At 46.8% G+C, this 17,773-nt stretch carries 14 protein-coding genes and 3 pseudogenes; 13 read left to right on the forward strand and 4 right to left on the reverse strand.

What is annotated here, in order from left to right:
* Together Q0198_RS08815 and Q0198_RS08820 are read left to right on the forward strand one after the other, a co-directional pair.
* Positions 1–444, forward strand: a pseudogene (locus Q0198_RS08815) (hypothetical protein); the annotation flags it as partial.
* Positions 445–599: 155 nt separating this feature from the next.
* On the forward strand, positions 600–1,259 hold the full coding sequence (locus Q0198_RS08820) for a hypothetical protein (protein ID WP_297897104.1): 660 nt from the start codon (positions 600–602) through the stop codon (positions 1,257–1,259).
* 215 nt (positions 1,260–1,474) lie between these two features.
* Here the strand turns inward: Q0198_RS08820 and ybeY are convergent, their stop codons facing one another.
* Positions 1,475–2,104 carry an rRNA maturation RNase YbeY gene (ybeY, locus tag Q0198_RS08825; protein ID WP_297897107.1) on the reverse strand — a complete coding sequence of 210 codons (630 nt, stop codon included), beginning with the start codon at positions 2,102–2,104 and terminating at the stop codon, positions 1,475–1,477.
* Positions 2,105–2,158: 54 nt separating this feature from the next.
* Between ybeY and Q0198_RS08830 the strand changes: the two are divergent.
* The 3 genes and pseudogenes from Q0198_RS08830 to Q0198_RS08840 form a co-directional block, all read left to right on the forward strand.
* A pseudogene (locus Q0198_RS08830) lies at positions 2,159–2,425 on the forward strand (7-cyano-7-deazaguanine synthase); the annotation flags it as partial.
* 528 nt (positions 2,426–2,953) lie between these two features.
* A pseudogene (locus Q0198_RS08835) lies at positions 2,954–3,361 on the forward strand (7-cyano-7-deazaguanine synthase); the annotation flags it as partial.
* Positions 3,362–3,685: 324 nt separating this feature from the next.
* Positions 3,686–4,168 carry a hypothetical protein gene (locus Q0198_RS08840; RefSeq protein ID WP_297897110.1) on the forward strand — a complete coding sequence of 161 codons (483 nt, stop codon included), beginning with the start codon at positions 3,686–3,688 and terminating at the stop codon, positions 4,166–4,168.
* A gap of 269 nt (positions 4,169–4,437) precedes the next feature.
* On the opposite strand, the gene tsaD is transcribed toward Q0198_RS08840, so the two are convergent.
* The 3 genes from tsaD to Q0198_RS08855 form a co-directional block, all read right to left on the reverse strand.
* Entirely contained in the window at positions 4,438–5,445 is a 1,008-nt protein-coding gene (gene tsaD / locus Q0198_RS08845) for a tRNA (adenosine(37)-N6)-threonylcarbamoyltransferase complex transferase subunit TsaD (RefSeq protein ID WP_297897113.1), read from the reverse strand.
* A gap of 298 nt (positions 5,446–5,743) precedes the next feature.
* Complete coding sequence (gene creD / locus Q0198_RS08850; RefSeq protein WP_050346310.1) at positions 5,744–7,138, reverse strand: cell envelope integrity protein CreD; 1,395 nt, start codon at positions 7,136–7,138, stop codon at positions 5,744–5,746.
* A 361-nt stretch (positions 7,139–7,499) separates the two neighbouring features.
* Entirely contained in the window at positions 7,500–9,569 is a 2,070-nt protein-coding gene (locus Q0198_RS08855; RefSeq protein WP_297897117.1) for a TonB-dependent receptor, read from the reverse strand.
* A 282-nt stretch (positions 9,570–9,851) separates the two neighbouring features.
* Here Q0198_RS08855 and exbB point away from each other — a divergent pair, with 282 nt between their 5' ends.
* The 8 genes from exbB to trpC all read left to right on the forward strand — a co-directional run bounded on the left by exbB (position 9,852) and on the right by trpC (position 17,002).
* Positions 9,852–10,271 carry a TonB-system energizer ExbB gene (gene exbB, locus Q0198_RS08860; protein WP_040304198.1) on the forward strand — a complete coding sequence of 140 codons (420 nt, stop codon included), beginning with the start codon at positions 9,852–9,854 and terminating at the stop codon, positions 10,269–10,271.
* Entirely contained in the window at positions 10,272–10,655 is a 384-nt protein-coding gene (exbD, locus tag Q0198_RS08865; protein WP_005872149.1) for a TonB system transport protein ExbD, read from the forward strand.
* A complete protein-coding gene (locus Q0198_RS08870) occupies positions 10,652–11,500 on the forward strand; it encodes an energy transducer TonB (RefSeq protein WP_297897122.1) in 849 nt (282 codons plus the stop codon). Before exbD ends, Q0198_RS08870 begins: the two co-directional genes overlap by 4 nt.
* A gap of 353 nt (positions 11,501–11,853) precedes the next feature.
* The gene (locus Q0198_RS08875) at positions 11,854–12,801 is read left to right on the forward strand and encodes an NAD(P)-binding domain-containing protein (RefSeq protein WP_297897124.1); all 948 of its coding nucleotides are present in this window, start codon (positions 11,854–11,856) and stop codon (positions 12,799–12,801) included.
* Positions 12,798–14,039 carry a methyltransferase gene (locus Q0198_RS08880; RefSeq protein WP_297897127.1) on the forward strand — a complete coding sequence of 414 codons (1,242 nt, stop codon included), beginning with the start codon at positions 12,798–12,800 and terminating at the stop codon, positions 14,037–14,039. The genes Q0198_RS08875 and Q0198_RS08880 overlap by 4 nt, the downstream gene beginning before the upstream one ends.
* Entirely contained in the window at positions 14,032–14,391 is a 360-nt protein-coding gene (locus Q0198_RS08885) for a YkgJ family cysteine cluster protein (RefSeq protein WP_297897130.1), read from the forward strand. The genes Q0198_RS08880 and Q0198_RS08885 overlap by 8 nt, the downstream gene beginning before the upstream one ends.
* Positions 14,370–16,211: a hypothetical protein gene (locus Q0198_RS08890; RefSeq protein WP_297897133.1), complete on the forward strand. Its 1,842-nt coding sequence runs from the start codon at positions 14,370–14,372 to the stop codon at positions 16,209–16,211. The genes Q0198_RS08885 and Q0198_RS08890 overlap by 22 nt, the downstream gene beginning before the upstream one ends.
* Positions 16,208–17,002, forward strand: coding sequence for an indole-3-glycerol phosphate synthase TrpC (gene trpC, locus Q0198_RS08895; RefSeq protein ID WP_297897135.1), 795 nt, complete (start codon positions 16,208–16,210; stop codon positions 17,000–17,002). The genes Q0198_RS08890 and trpC overlap by 4 nt, the downstream gene beginning before the upstream one ends.
* The last annotated feature ends 771 nt before the right edge of the window (positions 17,003–17,773 follow it).

Here is a 17,773-nt window from a genome sequence, read left to right on the forward strand (position 1 = left end):
ATTTTAAAGAAAAATATGGGCGATTGCTGGTATATGGATATGAATAAAACGATTAAAGACGGCTTTAGCGGGCGCGGATTTACATTGTATAAATTTGATAATAAGCTTTTGTATATTATGATTTACAAAACCACTCCTTATATATATCAGACGGATGATTTCGCAAATCTTGCTTACATTTTAGATCCCAAAGAGTGTAGTAAAATCACAAAAGACTCTCGTAGCAGGGTAAATTTAGAAATTCCGGGCAATATTATATATAAACCACGTCTGTTTTATGCCGAACCGATACGTTATAAAGATATAGACTATCTACTTTTCATAGATTTTGACAATACGCACAGCGGACAACTATTCAACGTCGCAATCAGGAAATTTAAAGACGGTATTTTGCAAATGCCTGTTTGTAGTAATTCATATTTAAATACGAAGCTTTATCGATAGGAGCGGTTATGTGGGTTCATATTTTCATCTTAATGATCGTATTCGTACTATTTGCGAATGCAAACGATGTAAGCGATACGGAAATTCCTTTTGATTTAAAAATAGCTTTATGGAAAGCTAATGATAGGAAAGTAGTAAGAAGCAATCCTTCCGGTATGGTAGAAGGAGAAACCACTTTCAACGGAAAAACCGTTAGCTTTTGGCAAATAGATAGAAATGCAACGCTCAAAAAAGAGTATGAAGAGCATTTATCAAAAGAAAGAGACTTCTGCAACGACTTTTACGATGATCTGTTTGAATGGAAAAATATAAATATAATCAAACCTCTGGTTTTTGATACTACGGATTACAATGACCCCATTTTAAAGAAAAATATGGGCGATTGCTGGTATATGGATATGAATAAAACGATTAGGGACGGCTTTACGGGGAGAGGATTTACGTTATATAAATTTGATAATAAGCTTTTGTATATTATGACATATAGAGATTTTCGGTTATACGAGATGTCTTTTGCAAATTTTATGTATATTCTAGATCCGCAAGAATGCAGTAAGATCGCAAAAGATCTTTCAAGCGATTCATATCATAGCAGGATAGATTTTGAGGATTATCGAAACAAGATCGCAGGAGATACCCTGATTTATTTCGGACCGATAAAATATAAGAGCGAAGATTATCTACTTTTTATCGATTCCGTAAATTTAATAAACGGTCTTAAAGCGGTTTCTATTAAAATTAGTAAATTTAAAGACAAAGTTTCACAAACATCCGTTTGTAGAAATTTGTATTTAAATACAAAAATTTACCATTAAGTAGTTAATCATACAAACGCATTCAGTTGCGATTGATAATTTTAAGCATGCGAAATTTTGGTTGGGAAATCATGGCGATTTACCCTAAAAATCCTTTTATCGCTGCGGTTTTGGGTCGCTTGCGTTTTTGCCTCCATATCTGCGTTTTTAAAATTTTGTTCGGATTTTACGTCGCCGCACATATCCTTTACTCGTCGCTTTTCGCTCCGCAGCGCTCACTCCTCACTTTCATCCGTTCGCACGATCAGGCTTTTTGGAAGGCGAAATTTCTCGATTATCTCGCACTCCTTGACGCGCATCTGCCCGTCGTCGCTCTCGTGGTCAAAGCCCAACACGTGCAGCAAGCCGTGCGTAAAAAGCAGCGCCGTCTCGTCATCCCTGCCGTGCCCAAGTTGCGCGGCTTTCAGCTCTACGAGGTCTAAATTTATCACGACCGAGCCGAGCAGCGCGGGGGCGAAATTCCCGACGCCAAAATTCTCATTCTTTAAATTTTCATCGCCAGAACTTTCGCCCTCGGAATTTTCAGAATTTATGGTATTGGAATTTTCACTCGCAGAATTTGCGGCGCTTGTATTTTCACTAGCGGAATTCGCAGCGTTTTGATTTTTATCGCCGCTGTTTTCATGCGCGGAATTTTCCTCGCTCAAATCCCCACTGAAGCCCGCAAACGCTGCAGGATCGAGCGGGAAGCTCAGCACGTCGGTCGCCTTGTTGATGCCGCGCGTTTGTGCATTTAGCTGCCGCATCTCCTCGCCGCGCACGAAAATTAGCTCGACGCTCCCGCCGCCCAGCTCCGCCGCGATAGCGTCCAAAATTTCGGGATAGGGCTGCTCGCAAAGTATCATTTTTACCCCTCTTTTATAAAATTTTCGTATAATTTTAGCAAAAAAAGGACGAAAATGAGAGCTTTATGCGTGATCAGCGGCGGCATGGACAGCGCGACCTGCGCCTATATCGCGAGGCGCGAAGGTTACGAGATCGTAGCGCTACATTTTGACTACGATCAGCGCACGATGGACAAGGAGCGCGAGTGCTTCGGTAAAATTTGCGACGATTTGGGGGTCGCAAAAAGGCTGATTTTAGACGCTCGCTTCATCGCGCAAATCGGCGGCAGCGCCCTTACAGACGGCGCATTGCCAATCAGAAAGGGTGCTGCAGAGCTTTGCGGTGCGGTAAATTCTACCGGCACCAAGATTGACAGCGCTGCAAATTCCAAGAGCGCCGAGTTTAGAGAACTAAATTTTATCGAGACAAATTCCGTCGCCGAACTAAACGGGCAAAATTCTATTGCGGCAAATTCTATTGATGCCGAGATTGGCGGGCAAAATTTTACTGCGTCAGATTTCTCGGCGGGCTCAGCGGACGCTCCGCTTGATGCAGATTCGGCGCGAAATAGCCGCTTGCAGAGCGGTGAAATTTTAATGCAAGACGCTGAAATTTTACTAGAGGGCGATGAGCTTTCGCTGCAAGACAGTAAAATTTTAGCCTGCGACGATAAAATTTTATCGCAGGGCAGCGAAATTCTGGTTCAAGAAGGTGAAATTTCACTTCAAAGCGGAGCCGAGTCGCAGCAGGGCGATAAAATTTCACCCAAGCACGCAGGGGGTAAAATTTTACCACAAAGCCAAAACAATCAAATTTCATCGCCAAGTCGAAGCGATAAAATTTCACCACCAAGCGGCGAGGGCGCGTTTTCAGATCTGCCGAGCACCTACGTGCCGTTTCGCAACGGCGTGTTTTTGAGCATCGCCGCTGCGCTCGCCGAGAAGGAGCGCTGCGACGCGATTTTTATCGGCGTGGTGCAGGAGGATAGCAGCGGCTACCCCGACTGCGGCGCGGAGTTCATCGGCGCGTTTGAGCGAGCGCTTGAGCTGGGCACGAGCCGCGACTTTCATCCGCGCATCAAAACCCCGCTCGTGCACCTTAGCAAGGCGCAGATCGTCTCGCTAGCGCTTGAGATCGGCGTGCCGCTAGAGCTTACGTGGAGCTGCTACGAGCGCGAGGACGCTGCATGTGGGCTTTGCGACAGCTGCCTGCTGCGGCTCAAAGGCTTTGCGGGCGCCGGCGCGAAAGATAAAATCCCCTACGCGATAGAAGCTTAGGCGAGCCGCGACGAAATTTAATCGCGCCGCGGCAAAATTTACCGAGCCCGCGTAGCGTGTAATCCGAATAGCGTTTAAATTTGAAATGCCGCATGATTTGCGGCTAGATTTAAACATACGGCGGCTTGCACTTTGGCGCGCGCCGAGCTGCGGCTGTAAATTTAAACTGCACTTTGGAATTTGAAAAATTTTAATGCGAGCGTTAGGCATGCTTCAAAGCAAAAATCAATTATAAATTTAACTCCTACGCTATATTTATTAGCGTATAGGCGGTTATAAACATAGCGTAGTATAACCCGAGAATTAAATTTTAAGGAGGAGAGAATGGCGTTTGTTGCGGAATATATTTCGAAAGAGGACTTAGAGGAATACGATATTATAGACACTGTTAATAAAATTAGGACAAAATTTAGAAAACCTTTATTGAGCGATCAAGATATTAGATGGTTAAATTGGGTAGTAGATAAACAAAAACAGACCTATCTTATCTTTATCGGTAGCCCTCAATTGCCGGATCCACGAGATGGCTATACGGGCGAGGATATTTGGTTGCTTCATTATAAAGGTAAAAATATCGAGCTTGATATAAGGCGAATTTATGATGAGACTACAAGTAAATATTTCACGGAAAATCCATTTAAGGTCAAATATAAATTCCAAAGCGTAAATTCTGACATTGGAGATATTTCGATAGATGGGCTTTATGAAATTTTAAATGAAGCCTTATCTGAGTATGGTAGTGGCGGTATTGAAAATAGGGAATATGTTCCAAAAGGACATGAAGTCGTAACTTTTCTGCACGATTAAGAAAGGATAAAAAATGACGCGAGAACAAGCCGATCAAATTTTAGTAGACATTGCAAGCGACAAGGACGTGTAACGTTAGTGGTACCGATGGCGGTGCAAGCACGAAAGGAGTTTAGCAAAACATGGCGCGAGCCTGAAACGCGATGTGTAAATTCAAAGTGAATTTTATCCAAACCCAACCGTGAGCAAGCGCGAGATAAAATTTTACTCAAATGCCCAGCGCGTGAGAAACCGCTAGCGGGCGCAGATTATCTGTAAATTTTAAAATTTTACTCAAACGCCGAGCGTAGATTTAGATGCGGGATGATCTCAAGCTCTGCGGGTGCGACGAACTCCTTTTTACGCAGCTTTTCTATCGCCGCGCGCGCGATCATGGCGGCGTTGTCGGAGCAAAATTTCATCGGCGCAAAAAGCATCTCGCAGCCCGCCCGCTCGCACAAATCCGTCAAAAGTCCGCGCAGATGCAAGTTCGCGCTTGCTCCGCCCACGACGCCGAATCGCTCAAATCGGCGCAGCTCAAAGATCCGCTGCAATTTATCCAGTATGTGCGCGCACGCCGCGTCCTCAAAGCAGCGCGCCAGATCGCGCATTGCCCGCTCATCTAGCTCGCCCGCCTCTTTTAGCTTTTCGATCTGCACGCGCACGGCGTTTTTAAGCCCCGAAAAGCTATACTCCAGCCGCCTGTCGCCCTTCAGCGGCACGGGCAGCTCAAACCGCGGCTCGCCGCCCTTTGCGAGCTCCTCGATGAGTGCGCCGCCCGGGTAGCCGAGGCCCAGCATTTTGGCGATCTTATCGAAGCTCTCGCCGAAGCTGTCGTCGCCGGTGGTCGCTAAAATTTCGATACCGCCCGCTGCGTCGATATCCAAAACCATCGTGTGTCCGCCGCTAACGAGCAAAACTCCCATCGGAAATCGCGCCTCGCCGCCTAAAAACAGCGAGTAGACGTGGCCTATGAGATGATTTACGCCGATGAGCGGCAGATTTAGCGCGAGCGCGAGCGCTTTTGCCATATTTACGCCGCCGATCAGGCTCACGCTGAGTCCCGGGGTATTGGTCGCTGCGACGGCGCTAAGCTCGCTAAAATAGGGTTTTGCGCGCTGCAAAATCCGCGGCAGCGCCTCCGTATGCAGCCTCGAGGCAAGCTCGGGCACGACGCCGCCGTATCTGGCGTGATCGGCCTCCTGGCTTATTTTTCCGTAAAATTTCAGCTCGAAATTGCGCTCATCCATCACCGCGACCGAGCTGTCGTCGCAGCTGCTCTCAATAGCAAGTATCACACAAAATCCTTAAAATTTTTCGCTCATTATACTCAAAAATCGGCGCTATGGAACAGATGAAATTTTAAATTTTAAAGCGGCGTGATCTAAATTTTGTCTTTATCGCGACATGCTCCCGCTCGCAGGGCAAAATTTTAAAATGCACCGTTCGGCTCGGTCGCGGTTTGTCTGCCGCGGCGGGTAAAATTTCAGATAGATGAAATTTTGGCAGTCGAAATTTAGCGAGCAAATTTAAAAAGGCCTTTGGATTTAAAGCTCCAAAGGCCATTGCGATTAAATTTAGCAGCAAATTTAAAGGCTAAATTTCGGGCTCTTGCTCCTGCTTTTTCTCGCCGCTTGGGATCGCTGTATCGTACCAGTCGAGCTTGCGCGTAAAATACATCACCAGCGAAATCACCGCGAAGATCATTAAGCTTCCCATTAATAGGGCGTAGTCTTCGGAATTTAAGATGACATAGAGGATCGCATATGAAACGAGCTGAACGCAAGTGATGAAAATGCCCCAGCGCGCGCCTTTGAAAATCGCGCTTGCGTAGAAAAATACTATCGCGCTTACCGCGATCGCTGAAGCAGCATAGCTAAGCGCAAAGCCCATGTGTTCGGAGAGTGAAAGTACCAGCAGGTAGAAAACGACGTCCTCAAGTCCTATTAATAGGTATTGGATCGGGTGGATGCGCTCGTGAGTATAAACCTCGCACAAAAAGATCGCTAAAAATGGCACCGCTAAGAATAACAGAGCGTAATCCGTGCAGCGTTTAATCAGCGAGTAGTTGTTCACTGGCTCGATGAAGCCGATGCTTACGGCGTCATTTCTATCGTCGTTGCTGCGCCAGTTCGTCATAGCGACGCGATCATCTTGATCTGCAAGCCACGCAGGAGCGATGCCCGCGGCTAAGCCCGTAACTTCCCACGAAGCTTTAAAACCACTAGCGCTTACCTCGCGCGATTTGGCGATAAAGCCGCCGCCAAAGCTAGGCGATGCCCAAGTAGAGCTAATTTCAAAACGGCTATTTTGTGCGATCGGAGCTAGATGAAGTGCCTCGCCGCCTTGAATTTTAAGCGTGCCGCTGATGCTAAAATCAGACGACAGCGCGGAAGCGGGGAGCTTGTAGATTAAACTCCGATCGAAAATTTTAGCCTCGGTGTTGCCGTGATATTGCTTAAGCTCCTTGCCGTTTAGGCTTAAAGCGGGAGAGGCGGTGAAGGATTTTTGATTGCCTACGCCGAGCACTAGCACGGCTTCGTCGAAATTTAGCCGCGCAGGATCGACGCCGAGCTCGGTATAGTTTATCGCCTCAAAGTCCGCCTTAAGTGCAAAGTCGCCGTTATATATCGGAACGCGAAAAATCCCGCGCTTTAGATAGGTGGGGTCGATCTCCGCTGCGAGGGAGTAGTTTTTAGGCACGATGATGAAATTTTTCTCTACGCGCCTTTTTACGAGCTCGTTGTTGCTTTTGTCTATCGCTTCGATTATCTCTGCGTAGGGCACTACGATCGCAAGGCCCTGGATTTGCAGCTCGCCGCCCACCGGCGTGAGGATCGAATCCTGCGCGAGCTGCTTGGTTTCGGAGCGCGAGTAGGTGAGGTTATCGATAAAGCTTAGCGGAATTAGCAGCAGCAAAAGCAGCACTAAAACTATGAACGGTTTCGTCCAAAACGCGCCACGAATGGCGTTTTTAGTAGAATTTAACAAAGGCTCTCCTTTTAAGTAGAATTTAAAACAGAATTTTAACGATGAAGAGTAAACGGACGGCGCTTTAAGCGGGAGGAATTTTATAAATTCTAAACGAGCTTCGGATGTGAAGTGCTGCGAATAGCGCTTTTAATTTTGGGGATTTCGCTGCAAGCTAGAATTTCATTGCGAATGAGAATTTTGCTATTCGCAAAAATTTTATGAGAAAATTTCTGTTAGTAGAATTTAAAAGCTTGAAATTCTAAGTCTAAGAATTTCAAATTTATAAAACCCTTAGAATTTTGAAATTCCAAGGGTTTTGAATTTTTAAAATTTCGCCGCTTTAGCGTGCAAAATTTCGTACCGTCATCTCGCGTAAGCTTTAAAATTTATACGCCACGCTTAGTTTGAAATTCCGTCCCGGCTCCCAGTCGATAGCGTTTGAATCACCGGTGAAATCGGCGCTGCGCTGCGAGTGCGACGCGTAGGCTTTATCAAAGAGATTGTAAACGCCCGCGTTGATCTCAAGCCCTTTAAATCGCCCGCTATCTGGAGCGTAGGTCACATATAGATCGTGAACCGCGTAGCTAGGCACTTTTGTTTTTTCGTCGCTATTTGCGGAGGCTACGTTTTTGGAGTCGAAAAAGAGCAAGTTATAGCCCAGCAATAGATCCGCCGCAGAGATTGCGTACTCGGCATTGAAGGTATATTTATCGCCATAGTCGCGATAGCCGATGATGTTTGAGCTTAGATAGCCCGAGCCGCTGCGTACGCGGTCTTTATATTCTACGTGCTGGTGGGTGTAACCCGCAGCAAGGCTCAAATCATCTAATATTAATCTTGCGAAAAGCTCGACGCCGTCAATGTCCGCACCGCCTGCGTTAGCCCTGCATAAAGTATTTGCTGCGCCTCCCGGGCAGCCGACGATTCCGCCCGCCGCATTGTTATCTACGATGAGATTTTTATACTCCGTCCTGAAATACTTCGCAGTTAGGCTTACTGAGGAATTCTCTCCTAGCTCGCTTTTGTAGCGACCGCCTATTTCGTAGGCGTTACCCGTAGTGGCCTTTAAATTTTCATTGGCCATCCAGCCTAGCGGTCTGCCACGGCTTGTACCCGCAGCCATCATGCTCTCCATTACGTCAGGTCCTCTAAATACTCGCGCATAGCTCGCAAACGCTCCAAATCCCGCGCCGATCTCGTAATCAAGCGCCAAGGCGGGGCTTACTTCGTCGAATTTATATTTGTAGCTCGAGATATTCGCGCCTCTGCCGTTGTAAGTCTTTAGCTCGTGCCTCTCGTAGCGCACGCCAGGAGTTACCGTAAGCCCGCCGTAGCGCATAGCATCCTCGATATAAAAGCTATAATTATCGACCTTCTCGGGGCGTAGATTGCCGGGCTTAACGTAGTTTTCGGAGCGGTAGTAATCAAAGCCGTAGCGCAGCGTATGAGCCAGATCGCCCGTTTCAAATTTACTCTTAGCGCCGATTTTGCCGCCTTTGGTCTCGACACCCCATTTTACGTTCGTCGAAGTCGATCCGATGCGTTGATGCTTGGTGTAATATCCCGTGATGTCGAGTTCTAGCAAGTCGCTTGGATTATATGTGTATTTGATCGTGTGTGTATCGCGCTCGTATTTGCGGTTATCCAGCTGTCCGTTTAGCCATGAGCCGAATTCCGCCCGCAGCGGATAGAGACCTTTATACTGCATATGCTCGGTAGAGAGCGAAATTTTATGAAAATCCAAAAAGCTATAGCCCGCTTTTAATAAATAATTTATATCGTTGCCGTCGCCGCCCGTAGGCTTGCCGTTGCCCGATTCGCCGAAGCCGTATCCGTAGTGCTTAAACGCAGCAAGCATATCTAGGCTATCAAACGCTCTGCCGTAGAGCATCGCGCTTTGCGAATAGCCCTCGTTATTGCTCGTATAGCCCACTTTGAGCTTCGTGCCGATATTTTGACCGTCCTCAAGCATGTCAGAAGCGTCTACCGTCCTGAAGGCAACTGAGCCGCCCAAAGCGCCCGAGCCGTTCACGACTGAGCGCGCGCCTACATCGACCTCTACGGCTTTGATAAGATCAGGATCGATTAGTAAATCGGCGTTGTGATGAAAGGTATTGCCGTTTTGCTTCGCGCCGTCAATCGTGATATTTAGACCGCGATCGCTCACGCCGCGCATATAAATTTTTTGATTCATGCCGTTGGTGCCGCCCACATAAACGCCTGGGATGTCGCGAAATACATCTTTGATGAGCGTAGCGTTGCGGGTGTTGATTTTGACATCATCCACGGTGCTAGGTGTGCTAGAATCGCTAGTAACTTCGATTACGCCCAGGCTTTGCCTATTTGAATCTTTGCTTTTGGATACATCCGTAGCACTTGATTTCTCGTCTGCTTGTGCGCTTAAGCAAAGAACCGCGCACAAAGACAAAGCCAGATGAAATTTTTTCATACGAAACTCCTAAATGATAATGAGAGTAAAAAATGTGAAATAGTATAAAATTAATCCTTTATTTTATATTAATTATCAAGAGATTTTAAAATCATTAGAATTTTATCTCCGAATGCTTTATTATCATTAAATAAAGCTAAATGATAAAATATAATTTAAATATCGATCATCAAAATTTTAGTAAAAATTAAATCTACTTTTGATAAAATCGCTCATTTTTTAGCAAATGGATCTGCTAAATTTATAAAATTTTAAAATTCTTAAGGAGAGCTTATGGGCATTATGGAATTTTTGGCGCATTACGTGGATTACATTATCTTTGCGATCCTCGGATTTATGAGCTTTTTAGTCGTGTGGTTTACTATCGAAAGGCTGCTTTTTTATTCGAAGGTTAAGGCGAGCGATTACAAAAGCAAGGCGCTATATGAAGAGGCTCTGACAAAAAATTTAACGACACTTTATATTGTTTATTCAAATGCTCCGTACATCGGTCTTTTAGGTACTGTCATCGGCATTATGATCACATTTTTTGATATGAGTACTGCAAGCGGTATCGATACCAAGGCTATCATGCAAGGTCTCTCGCTTGCCCTTAAAGCTACGGCTACCGGTCTAGTCGTCGCCGTACCTACGCTTATCATCTACAATGGCTTTGTTCGCAAGGTAGATGTGCTTCTAAACCGCTACGATGAGGTTAAATAAATGAGCATTCCTAGACGAGACGGGCTAAATATCGTCCCGTTCATCGACATTATGCTGGTGCTGCTAGCGATCGTGCTTAGTGTCTCGACTTTCATTGCGCAGGGGCATATTAAGGTAAATCTTCCATCTTCTTCAAGCTCGCAAAACCCGCAAGAGGATAAAAAAGTTACCATCAAAGTGGATAGCGAATCTAAAATTTATCTAGACGATGTCGCAATAAGCGAGGATGAGCTTGAGAAAAAAATTGCCGCGCTCGATAAAAACGATCTTGTCGTGTTGAAAAATGATAAAGACTCGAAATTTTCCTCTTTCATTTCGATCATGGATGTCCTAAAAAAGGCGGGCCATGAAAAATTTGCGATCGTGACAGAAAAAGAGCAATGAATAAAGATAGCGCAATAGGCTTCATTGTATCTTTGGTGCTGCATTGCATCATCGCTGTAGGTGTTTTTGTTCTTTTATCGTCGGCACCGAAGCCGCCTAGCATGCCCGATATGATAGCCTTTTCCATCGATAGCATAATGGATGAGGCCAAGCAGGGCGATATCTCCGATGAACCCAATATCCCGCCTCCTTCCGATCAGTCCGAACCGAATCCTGAGCCAGAGCCCACTCCGCCGGAGCCCGAGCCCGAACCGGAACCAACTCCGCCTGAGCCGGAGCCAATACCGGAGCCCGAGCCGATTCCTGAACCGGAGCCTATACCAGAGCCCGTAGTCGAAAAACCAAAACCGGTCGAAAAGCCTAAGCCAAAGCCGGTAGAAAAACCAAAACCGGTCGAAAAACCTAAGCCGAAAAAAGAGCATAAAGTTCAAAGCAGCGATAGGAATTTAACGGCTAAGTTTGACCCCACAAAGCCTATTTCACTGGGTAGCGGCGGGGGCGGCGGCTCCAGTAGCGTAGGTGGTGGTAGCGACGCTATAACAAGCCGCGGAGATCCTAGCAATAGCGATGTCGGCAAGAAAATTTTCGCCATCATTTCTCGCTACGCGCAGTCGCACTACCCTAAAAATGCGCAACGTATGCGTAAAATCGGCGTCGTAGGCGTGCACTTTACATATACGGCAAGCGGAGACGTTAAAGGTCTTCGCGTTACGTCTTCTTCTAATGTCGATTCGCTTGATGAGGGCGCGTTAAGCGCGGTCGAGCGCACAAAAGGTAGCTTTCCAAAGGTCGAGAAAGATATGGAATTTAACTTTAGCATAAAGTATACGCTAAATTTTAACTAGCCTTAAAGCTTCTATTAAAAACTTCTGCCTGGGCGGTGAAATTTTAAAAATTCACCGCTCTTGCCGCTTTATTTTAGCTCGCAAAATTCCATCTTGGCAAAGTGAAATTTTAAAATCTGCCTCTCTTGCTGTGCTTCTACTGCTCCGCCGCATGAGCTTTTATAAACGGATTTTGGCGCCGTGAAATTTAAAATTTAAACGGAGAAAATTATGTCTTTTCAAATTTAGCCAAGCAAGCATCTTAAAGCGTTAAAATTTTAAATTTAAGCTGCGAAATTGCTAGGAAATTCCACTGATTTTAATGGAATTTTTACTATAATTTTGTATGAAATTTAAAAGATTAAAGGAAATTTATGATAGACGTTTACGACTTGGCGGTGATCGGCGGCGGTCCTTGCGGCATCGCTTCCGTAGTAGAAGCCAAAAGAAACGGGCTCGCGCACGTGCTTCTGCTTGAAAAAGGCGACAACCACTCTCAAACAATTAGGCAGTTTTACAAAGATAAAAAGCGCGTCGATAAAGAATATAAAGGTTTTGACAGCGAGACGCGCGGCTCTATTTCGTTTGAAACCGGCACAAAAGAGAGCGTGCTAAATTATTTCGACGAGCTCTTAGATAGCGACGAAATCGATACGAATTTCAAAAGTGAGGTCGAAAAGATCGAAAAGCACGCAGATGAGTTTTATATCACGACTAGCTCGGCTGGATACCGCGCGCGCAACGTCATCGTCGCAATTGGCAGGATGGGCAAGCCCAATAAGCCCGCTTATAAAATTCCGCCTTCGATCACGCAACGCGTAAATTTCAATCTCGATAAATGCACGATCAATGAAAAAATTCTAGTTGTCGGAGGCGGTAACTCAGCCGCTGAATACGCTATAGCGCTGTGTAAAACCAATGTCGTGACGCTTTGCTATCGCAAGCCTAAATTTACCCGCCTAAACGAGACGAACGAAAGCGACGTAATGCGCGAGACCAAATACGGCAACATCATCTTGCGTTTAGGCATCGATATAGAGGCTCTTGAGAATGAAAACGGCAAGGTGCTGGTAAAATTTGATAATGGCACCGAGCTAGTATTTGACCGAGTGATCTACGCGATCGGCGGCACAAGCCCGATTGATTTTCTTAAAAAATGCGGCATCGCTTACGATGAAAACGGCGTGCCGATCGTGGATGAAAATCTCCAGACTGCCACTAGCGGGCTTTACGTGGGCGGAGATCTCATCAGCAGAAGCGGCGGATCGATCGTAGTGGCGATAAATCACGCCCATACCATCATCAAAAACATCCGCAGATGAGGCTTTATCAGCCAAAAAAGGGTTATCGCTACACTAGCGATACGATTTTTTTGTGGAATTTTATAAGAAGCTCAGGCGTGCGTAAAACTGACGCAGCATTGCAAGATGGCTCTTGGGTGCTGGGCTGTGGCGCGGAATTTAAAGACGCGACAGATGGAGGCTTTAATGCGCAGTTCTACGCTTCGGATTTCGCAGGCGACGAGACGGAATTTTGCGCCGAGGATTGCGCTTTTAGCAAAGAAGAGTCGTATGCCGCTAACCATAGCGTGGGGAATGATCGTGATTTTGGAAGTAAGGGCTGCGCTGAACTTAAGGCGGAATTTAAAATGGAATTTCAAGCGGAATTTCAGGAGAAATTTCAAAGCGAGCGCTGCAAAAATTCCGATTTCCAAAGCGACGAAGCCCGGCATGCTTTAAAGCCTGATATCGCAAGCGGTGAAAATTTTAAATTTTGTGACGAGCAAATCGCGCAGTCTTTAGAATCTCAAAAGACGCACGATAAAGATTTCGCGAGCAAATTTAAAGACGCCAAAGCGCGCAAGGATTTTACTGCGGAGTGCTTGCGTGACGACTGGTTTGCAGTTTGCGATGAGTGTAGTTTAAAAAGCGCGCTAAATCCGCGAGCGATATACGGCGACGTGCTGGATGCGGGCGCAGGATGTGGAATTTTAGGGCTTTTACTAAAGCGCGATTTTGAGAGTATTAATCTAAGCTTGCTAGAAATTCAAGAGCGAAATTTAGAAATCTTAAGGCTAAATTCTTTGCAAAACGATCTGCCTGCCGAGATTTTGCACGCGGATTTCGCGGAGTTTAAAAGCAAAAAGCGTTTTGACTTTATCGTCTCAAATCCGCCTTTTTATCGTGAGCGCATTTCGCTTAGCAAAGAGCCTCACATGGCGCTTAGTAAGAGCGCAGCAAGCCTTAGCCTACGGGATTTCGTGCGATCTGCGAATGCTCATCTTAAGCCTGGCGGTACGCTTATTTTTTGCTACGAGGCGGGCAAGCTAGCTAAAATTTGCGAGCTTTTGGGCGAGTTTAGGCTAAATTTGACGAGGCTTGGTTTTGTCTATCCTGACATTTCAAAGCCCGCTAAGCTCGCGCTTTTGCAGGCTCGTAAGAACTCGCGCTCGCCCTGTGAGATCGTCCTTCCGATCTATGCTAGCGCGCACGGAAGGCGCACCGCACAAGCCCAAGCGATCTACAAAAGCGCGGATTTAACGAGTGTGGATTATGAGTGAGTTCGGCTTTAGCTTTGATGCAAGCGCGTGCGAGCACTGCGGCGGCAAGTGCTGCACGGGAGAGAGCGGCTACATCTGGATAGACGAGAGCGAGATTGCGGCGCTGGCAGTAAAATTTAAAATTTCGCCCGCGGAGCTTAAAAGGACGTATTTGGACAAGATAGGCGCTAGATTTAGCGTAAAAGAAAAGCCCTTTGAGGGCGGCCTGGCGTGCGTATTTTTTGACGAGACACAGCGCAACTGCGGGATTTACGAGCTGCGTCCGAAGCAGTGTCGTAGCTTCCCGTTTTGGGAATATTTTAAAACGCATACTAAAGAATTGGAGGAAGAATGTATCGGGGTAAGGTTTTAAGCGGAATTTTAATCGCGGCGATGATTTTAGCGCCGCAGTATCTAAGTGCGGAGGGTAGGACGAATGCTGCAGTAGCGAAGCAGTCCGTTACGGATAAAAAGGCGTCTGATAAGAATTCCGGCATTGGCACAAAAAACGGTGCAAAAGATGCAATTAAAAAGAGCTTGATAAATCGCGGCGTAAGCGCTAAAAGTATAACCAAAGAAAAGCTAAACCACGCGATGCGAGCGCAAGAAGACGCCGAGCTAAATTTCGATTTGCTTACAGCTTTGGAGCTACTGCATAAAGATCCCGTCGCATCGATGTTTTTATACGAAAAGGCATACAATAAAACGGGCTCGTCCGTTTATCTGCTAGAAGCGCTAAAGACTGCTTTTGCGATCAAAGATCGTAAAAATACGGCGCGTTATTTAAAGCTCGGCGAAAAGAGCCTAAGCTCAGACTCTGAGTATCTGCGAGTAAAGATCGGCTACTACTTAGGCATTAAAGATAATCTAAACGCTAATACCGCTGCTCTTAAGCTAGTCACCGTAGATCCAGTTTCGCGAAGTTATGCGATCTTAGCGGCGACATATTATGCGATGGAGAATTTTACTTTAGCCAAAACCTACTTTGAAAAAGCCTATGAGCTAGACAAAACTGACGAAAATCTCATCAGATTATGCGACGTGCTGCTAAATAAACTCAATGATTCGGACGGAGCGATCCGCATCATCGAGACGCACAGGCGCATCTACGGCTGCGCCCAGGGTATGGCGTGCGAGCTGCTAGCTGATGTGTATCGCGCGAATAAACGCTATTTGGATGTCGCTAAGATCGATGAAGCGCTGTATGAAGCCAAAGGGGATAATAAATTCTTGGACGATATGATAGCGATTTATTACTACTCAAACGACTTTGATAAAATAATCGAGCTTTTGAAAAAATACGACTACAAGCGCGAGCTTCTAATCGATGCCTACGCGCATAAAAAAGACTATAAAACCGCGATTAAAATGGCACGCGATGAGTTTATGAAGACTAAAAATTACGACTTTTTGGCGATCGAGGCGATCTACGAATATGAAAGCGCGGGCAAAAACGTGGATGCCAAAACCCTATCTAGCGTAGTGGCAAAATTTGAAAATATCGCGCCGCAGCTTAAAGACCCCGTGCATCTAAACTACTACGGATACATTTTAATAGATCACGATTTGGACGTTCGCAAGGGCATCGAGCTCGTCCGCCGCGCCCTACAAAAAGACCCCGACTCGCCGTATTATCTGGACTCGCTTGCCTGGGGATACTACAAGCTTGGCGAGTGCGACGAGGCTAAAAATGAAATGGCTAAGATCAAAGACGCAGAATTTTTTAATTCCCCCGAAGGCAAAGAGCATTTGGAGGCGATCGATGCGTGCGCCGCTGGCACAGGCGTAGCGCCGCAGAATTCTATATCGCAAAACCCCGCTACGATAAAAAGCTCCGCGCCGAAAGATCAGGCGCCGCAAAGCCCGGCAATAAAAACTCCTTCGCCTAATTCCATAAAATCTACGGCGCCCGAAAGCTCTGTGTTAGATTCCGCACGTCCGAGCTCCGATGCAACGCGTGATTTAATGCCAAAAGACTCCGCTTCGCAAAATTCTGCTGGGTCTGCAAATTCCGCGATTCAAAACCAGACACCAAATTCCTCGGCTTCTGAAAATTTTGCGACGCCTATAAATTCCGCCGCGCAAACTCCCGGTAAAAATCCCGGAAATCTTGCGCCGATAGATTCCACAAAGCATGAGCTGCCCTCGTCAAATTTACCCGAGACGCACCCTACGAATAGGGGAGAGCAGTGATTTTAGACGAAATTTTAAAGCGCACCCGCGAGGATCTCGCGCTTCGCAAAGAAAGGCTGCCCGAGGATCTGCTCGGTCGCTCGCTAAGCGCCAATCCCTATGAGCCGCGTGACGTCATAAACGTGCTTAGAAGCGACGAGAAGGATTCGCTTCGCATCATTGCCGAGATTAAAAAGGCAAGCCCAAGCAAGGGGATCATCCGCGAGGATTTTGAGCCGCTAAGCCTTGCCGTGGAGTACGAAAATGCAGGCGCCAGCGCCTTTTCGGTGCTTACTGAGCCGCATTATTTCAGAGGCGATTTGGAGTTCATCCCGCAGATCCGCCGCTACACTCGTACACCCATTTTGCGCAAGGATTTCATCGTCGATCGCTACCAGATCCTCGAAGCGCTGGTTTACGGCGCGGATTTTATCCTGCTGATCGCCAAAGCTCTGGAAGGCAAACAGCTAAGAGAGCTGCTCGAGTTTGCCCGCAGGCTGGGGCTTGAGGCGCTGTGCGAGATCCACGATAAGGACGATCTGAAAAAAGTGGTCTTTGCGGGGGCTGATATTATCGGCATCAACCATCGAAATTTAGAGACTTTCGAGGTCGATACGAGCCTGAGCGAGCGGCTGATCCCACTGATTCCAAACGGCAAGATCATCGTCGCCGAAAGCGGCCTGCACTCGCACGAGCAGCTTAAAAGCCTGCACGAGGCGGGCGTCGATGCGTTTTTGATCGGCGAGCATTTTATGCGCCAAAATGACGTAGGCGCGGCGCTGCGCGAGATAAAGTTCGGCGCGAGCGGCTAAATTTAAATTTGGCTCATTTGATCGCGCAGGCTTAAACCCGAAGCGAGCGGTTAAATTTAGTGAACGGAGCGAAATTTTAAGGCAGTAAATTTTAAAATTCGGCGGACTTTAAAATTTAACGGCTCTTTAAATTTAGCGCCGCGGCGCAATTTAATATCGCACATCGCGCGAGAATTCACGCTGCGCTTTGGTATCGTGAGTTTGTTATTGCGCGCCGTGCGAGCGGTTGAGGAGCGAGGTTTAAATTTACGCCTTTCGTTTGTATAGCTTTCCGTCGCATCACGAGCTGGTGCAAAAAGCGCGGGTTGAAATTTAGCTTTACGTTTGCGAAGCTTCGCGCGCGCGGTTGCGCTTGTAGCATTGAGTGCCGAGAATTGCGCGTCTATCGTAATGCCTTGTATGTCTAGCGCGCGCTCTCAAGCTCAGTATTGGCGATTGTACGGCGCCGTAAATTTAATCACAGCTCGCGATCAAGCCTCCCAGAGGAGCTGCGCGTACGATAACTGCGCAAAGCGAGCTATCGTAAAAGCGGACGGCGTAGGGGGCTTAGCAGGGCTGCTATACCCTGCGATACGCCGCGATTGAACTTCGGCTGTATTACAGCTGTGCCGCGACCGCGCCGCGTTAAATTTTACCGCGTGTTGCGATGGTGATTGCAGCGCAGGTTTGGCACCGCGTACCGTGCCTGTGAGTGCGTCAAAGTTTTGTTATAATGCGCCGCGCAAACGACCGTGTAGATTCGATATCGCAGCCGTGTAGGCGTACGTGCGC

The sequence above is a fragment of the uncultured Campylobacter sp. genome, from assembly GCF_938045205.1.
GTDB lineage: Bacteria > Campylobacterota > Campylobacteria > Campylobacterales > Campylobacteraceae > Campylobacter_B.

Excerpts from the sequence above, each read along its gene's own strand:
- Q0198_RS08885 (WP_297897130.1), top strand. The coding sequence starts at position 14,032 with ATGAGTGAGTTCGGCTTTAGCTTTGATGCAAGCGCGTGCGAGCACTGC.
- Q0198_RS08875 (WP_297897124.1), top strand. The coding sequence starts at position 11,854 with ATGATAGACGTTTACGACTTGGCGGTGATCGGCGGCGGTCCTTGCGGC.
- exbD (WP_005872149.1), top strand. The coding sequence starts at position 10,272 with ATGAGCATTCCTAGACGAGACGGGCTAAATATCGTCCCGTTCATCGAC.
- Q0198_RS08820 (WP_297897104.1), top strand. The coding sequence starts at position 600 with ATGGTAGAAGGAGAAACCACTTTCAACGGAAAAACCGTTAGCTTTTGG.
- Q0198_RS08890 (WP_297897133.1), top strand. The coding sequence starts at position 14,370 with ATGTATCGGGGTAAGGTTTTAAGCGGAATTTTAATCGCGGCGATGATT.
- Q0198_RS08870 (WP_297897122.1), top strand. The coding sequence starts at position 10,652 with ATGAATAAAGATAGCGCAATAGGCTTCATTGTATCTTTGGTGCTGCAT.
- exbB (WP_040304198.1), top strand. The coding sequence starts at position 9,852 with ATGGAATTTTTGGCGCATTACGTGGATTACATTATCTTTGCGATCCTC.
- Q0198_RS08880 (WP_297897127.1), top strand. The coding sequence starts at position 12,798 with ATGAGGCTTTATCAGCCAAAAAAGGGTTATCGCTACACTAGCGATACG.
- ybeY (WP_297897107.1), bottom strand. The coding sequence starts at position 2,104 with ATGATACTTTGCGAGCAGCCCTATCCCGAAATTTTGGACGCTATCGCG.
- Q0198_RS08855 (WP_297897117.1), bottom strand. The coding sequence starts at position 9,569 with ATGAAAAAATTTCATCTGGCTTTGTCTTTGTGCGCGGTTCTTTGCTTA.
- Q0198_RS08840 (WP_297897110.1), top strand. The coding sequence starts at position 3,686 with ATGGCGTTTGTTGCGGAATATATTTCGAAAGAGGACTTAGAGGAATAC.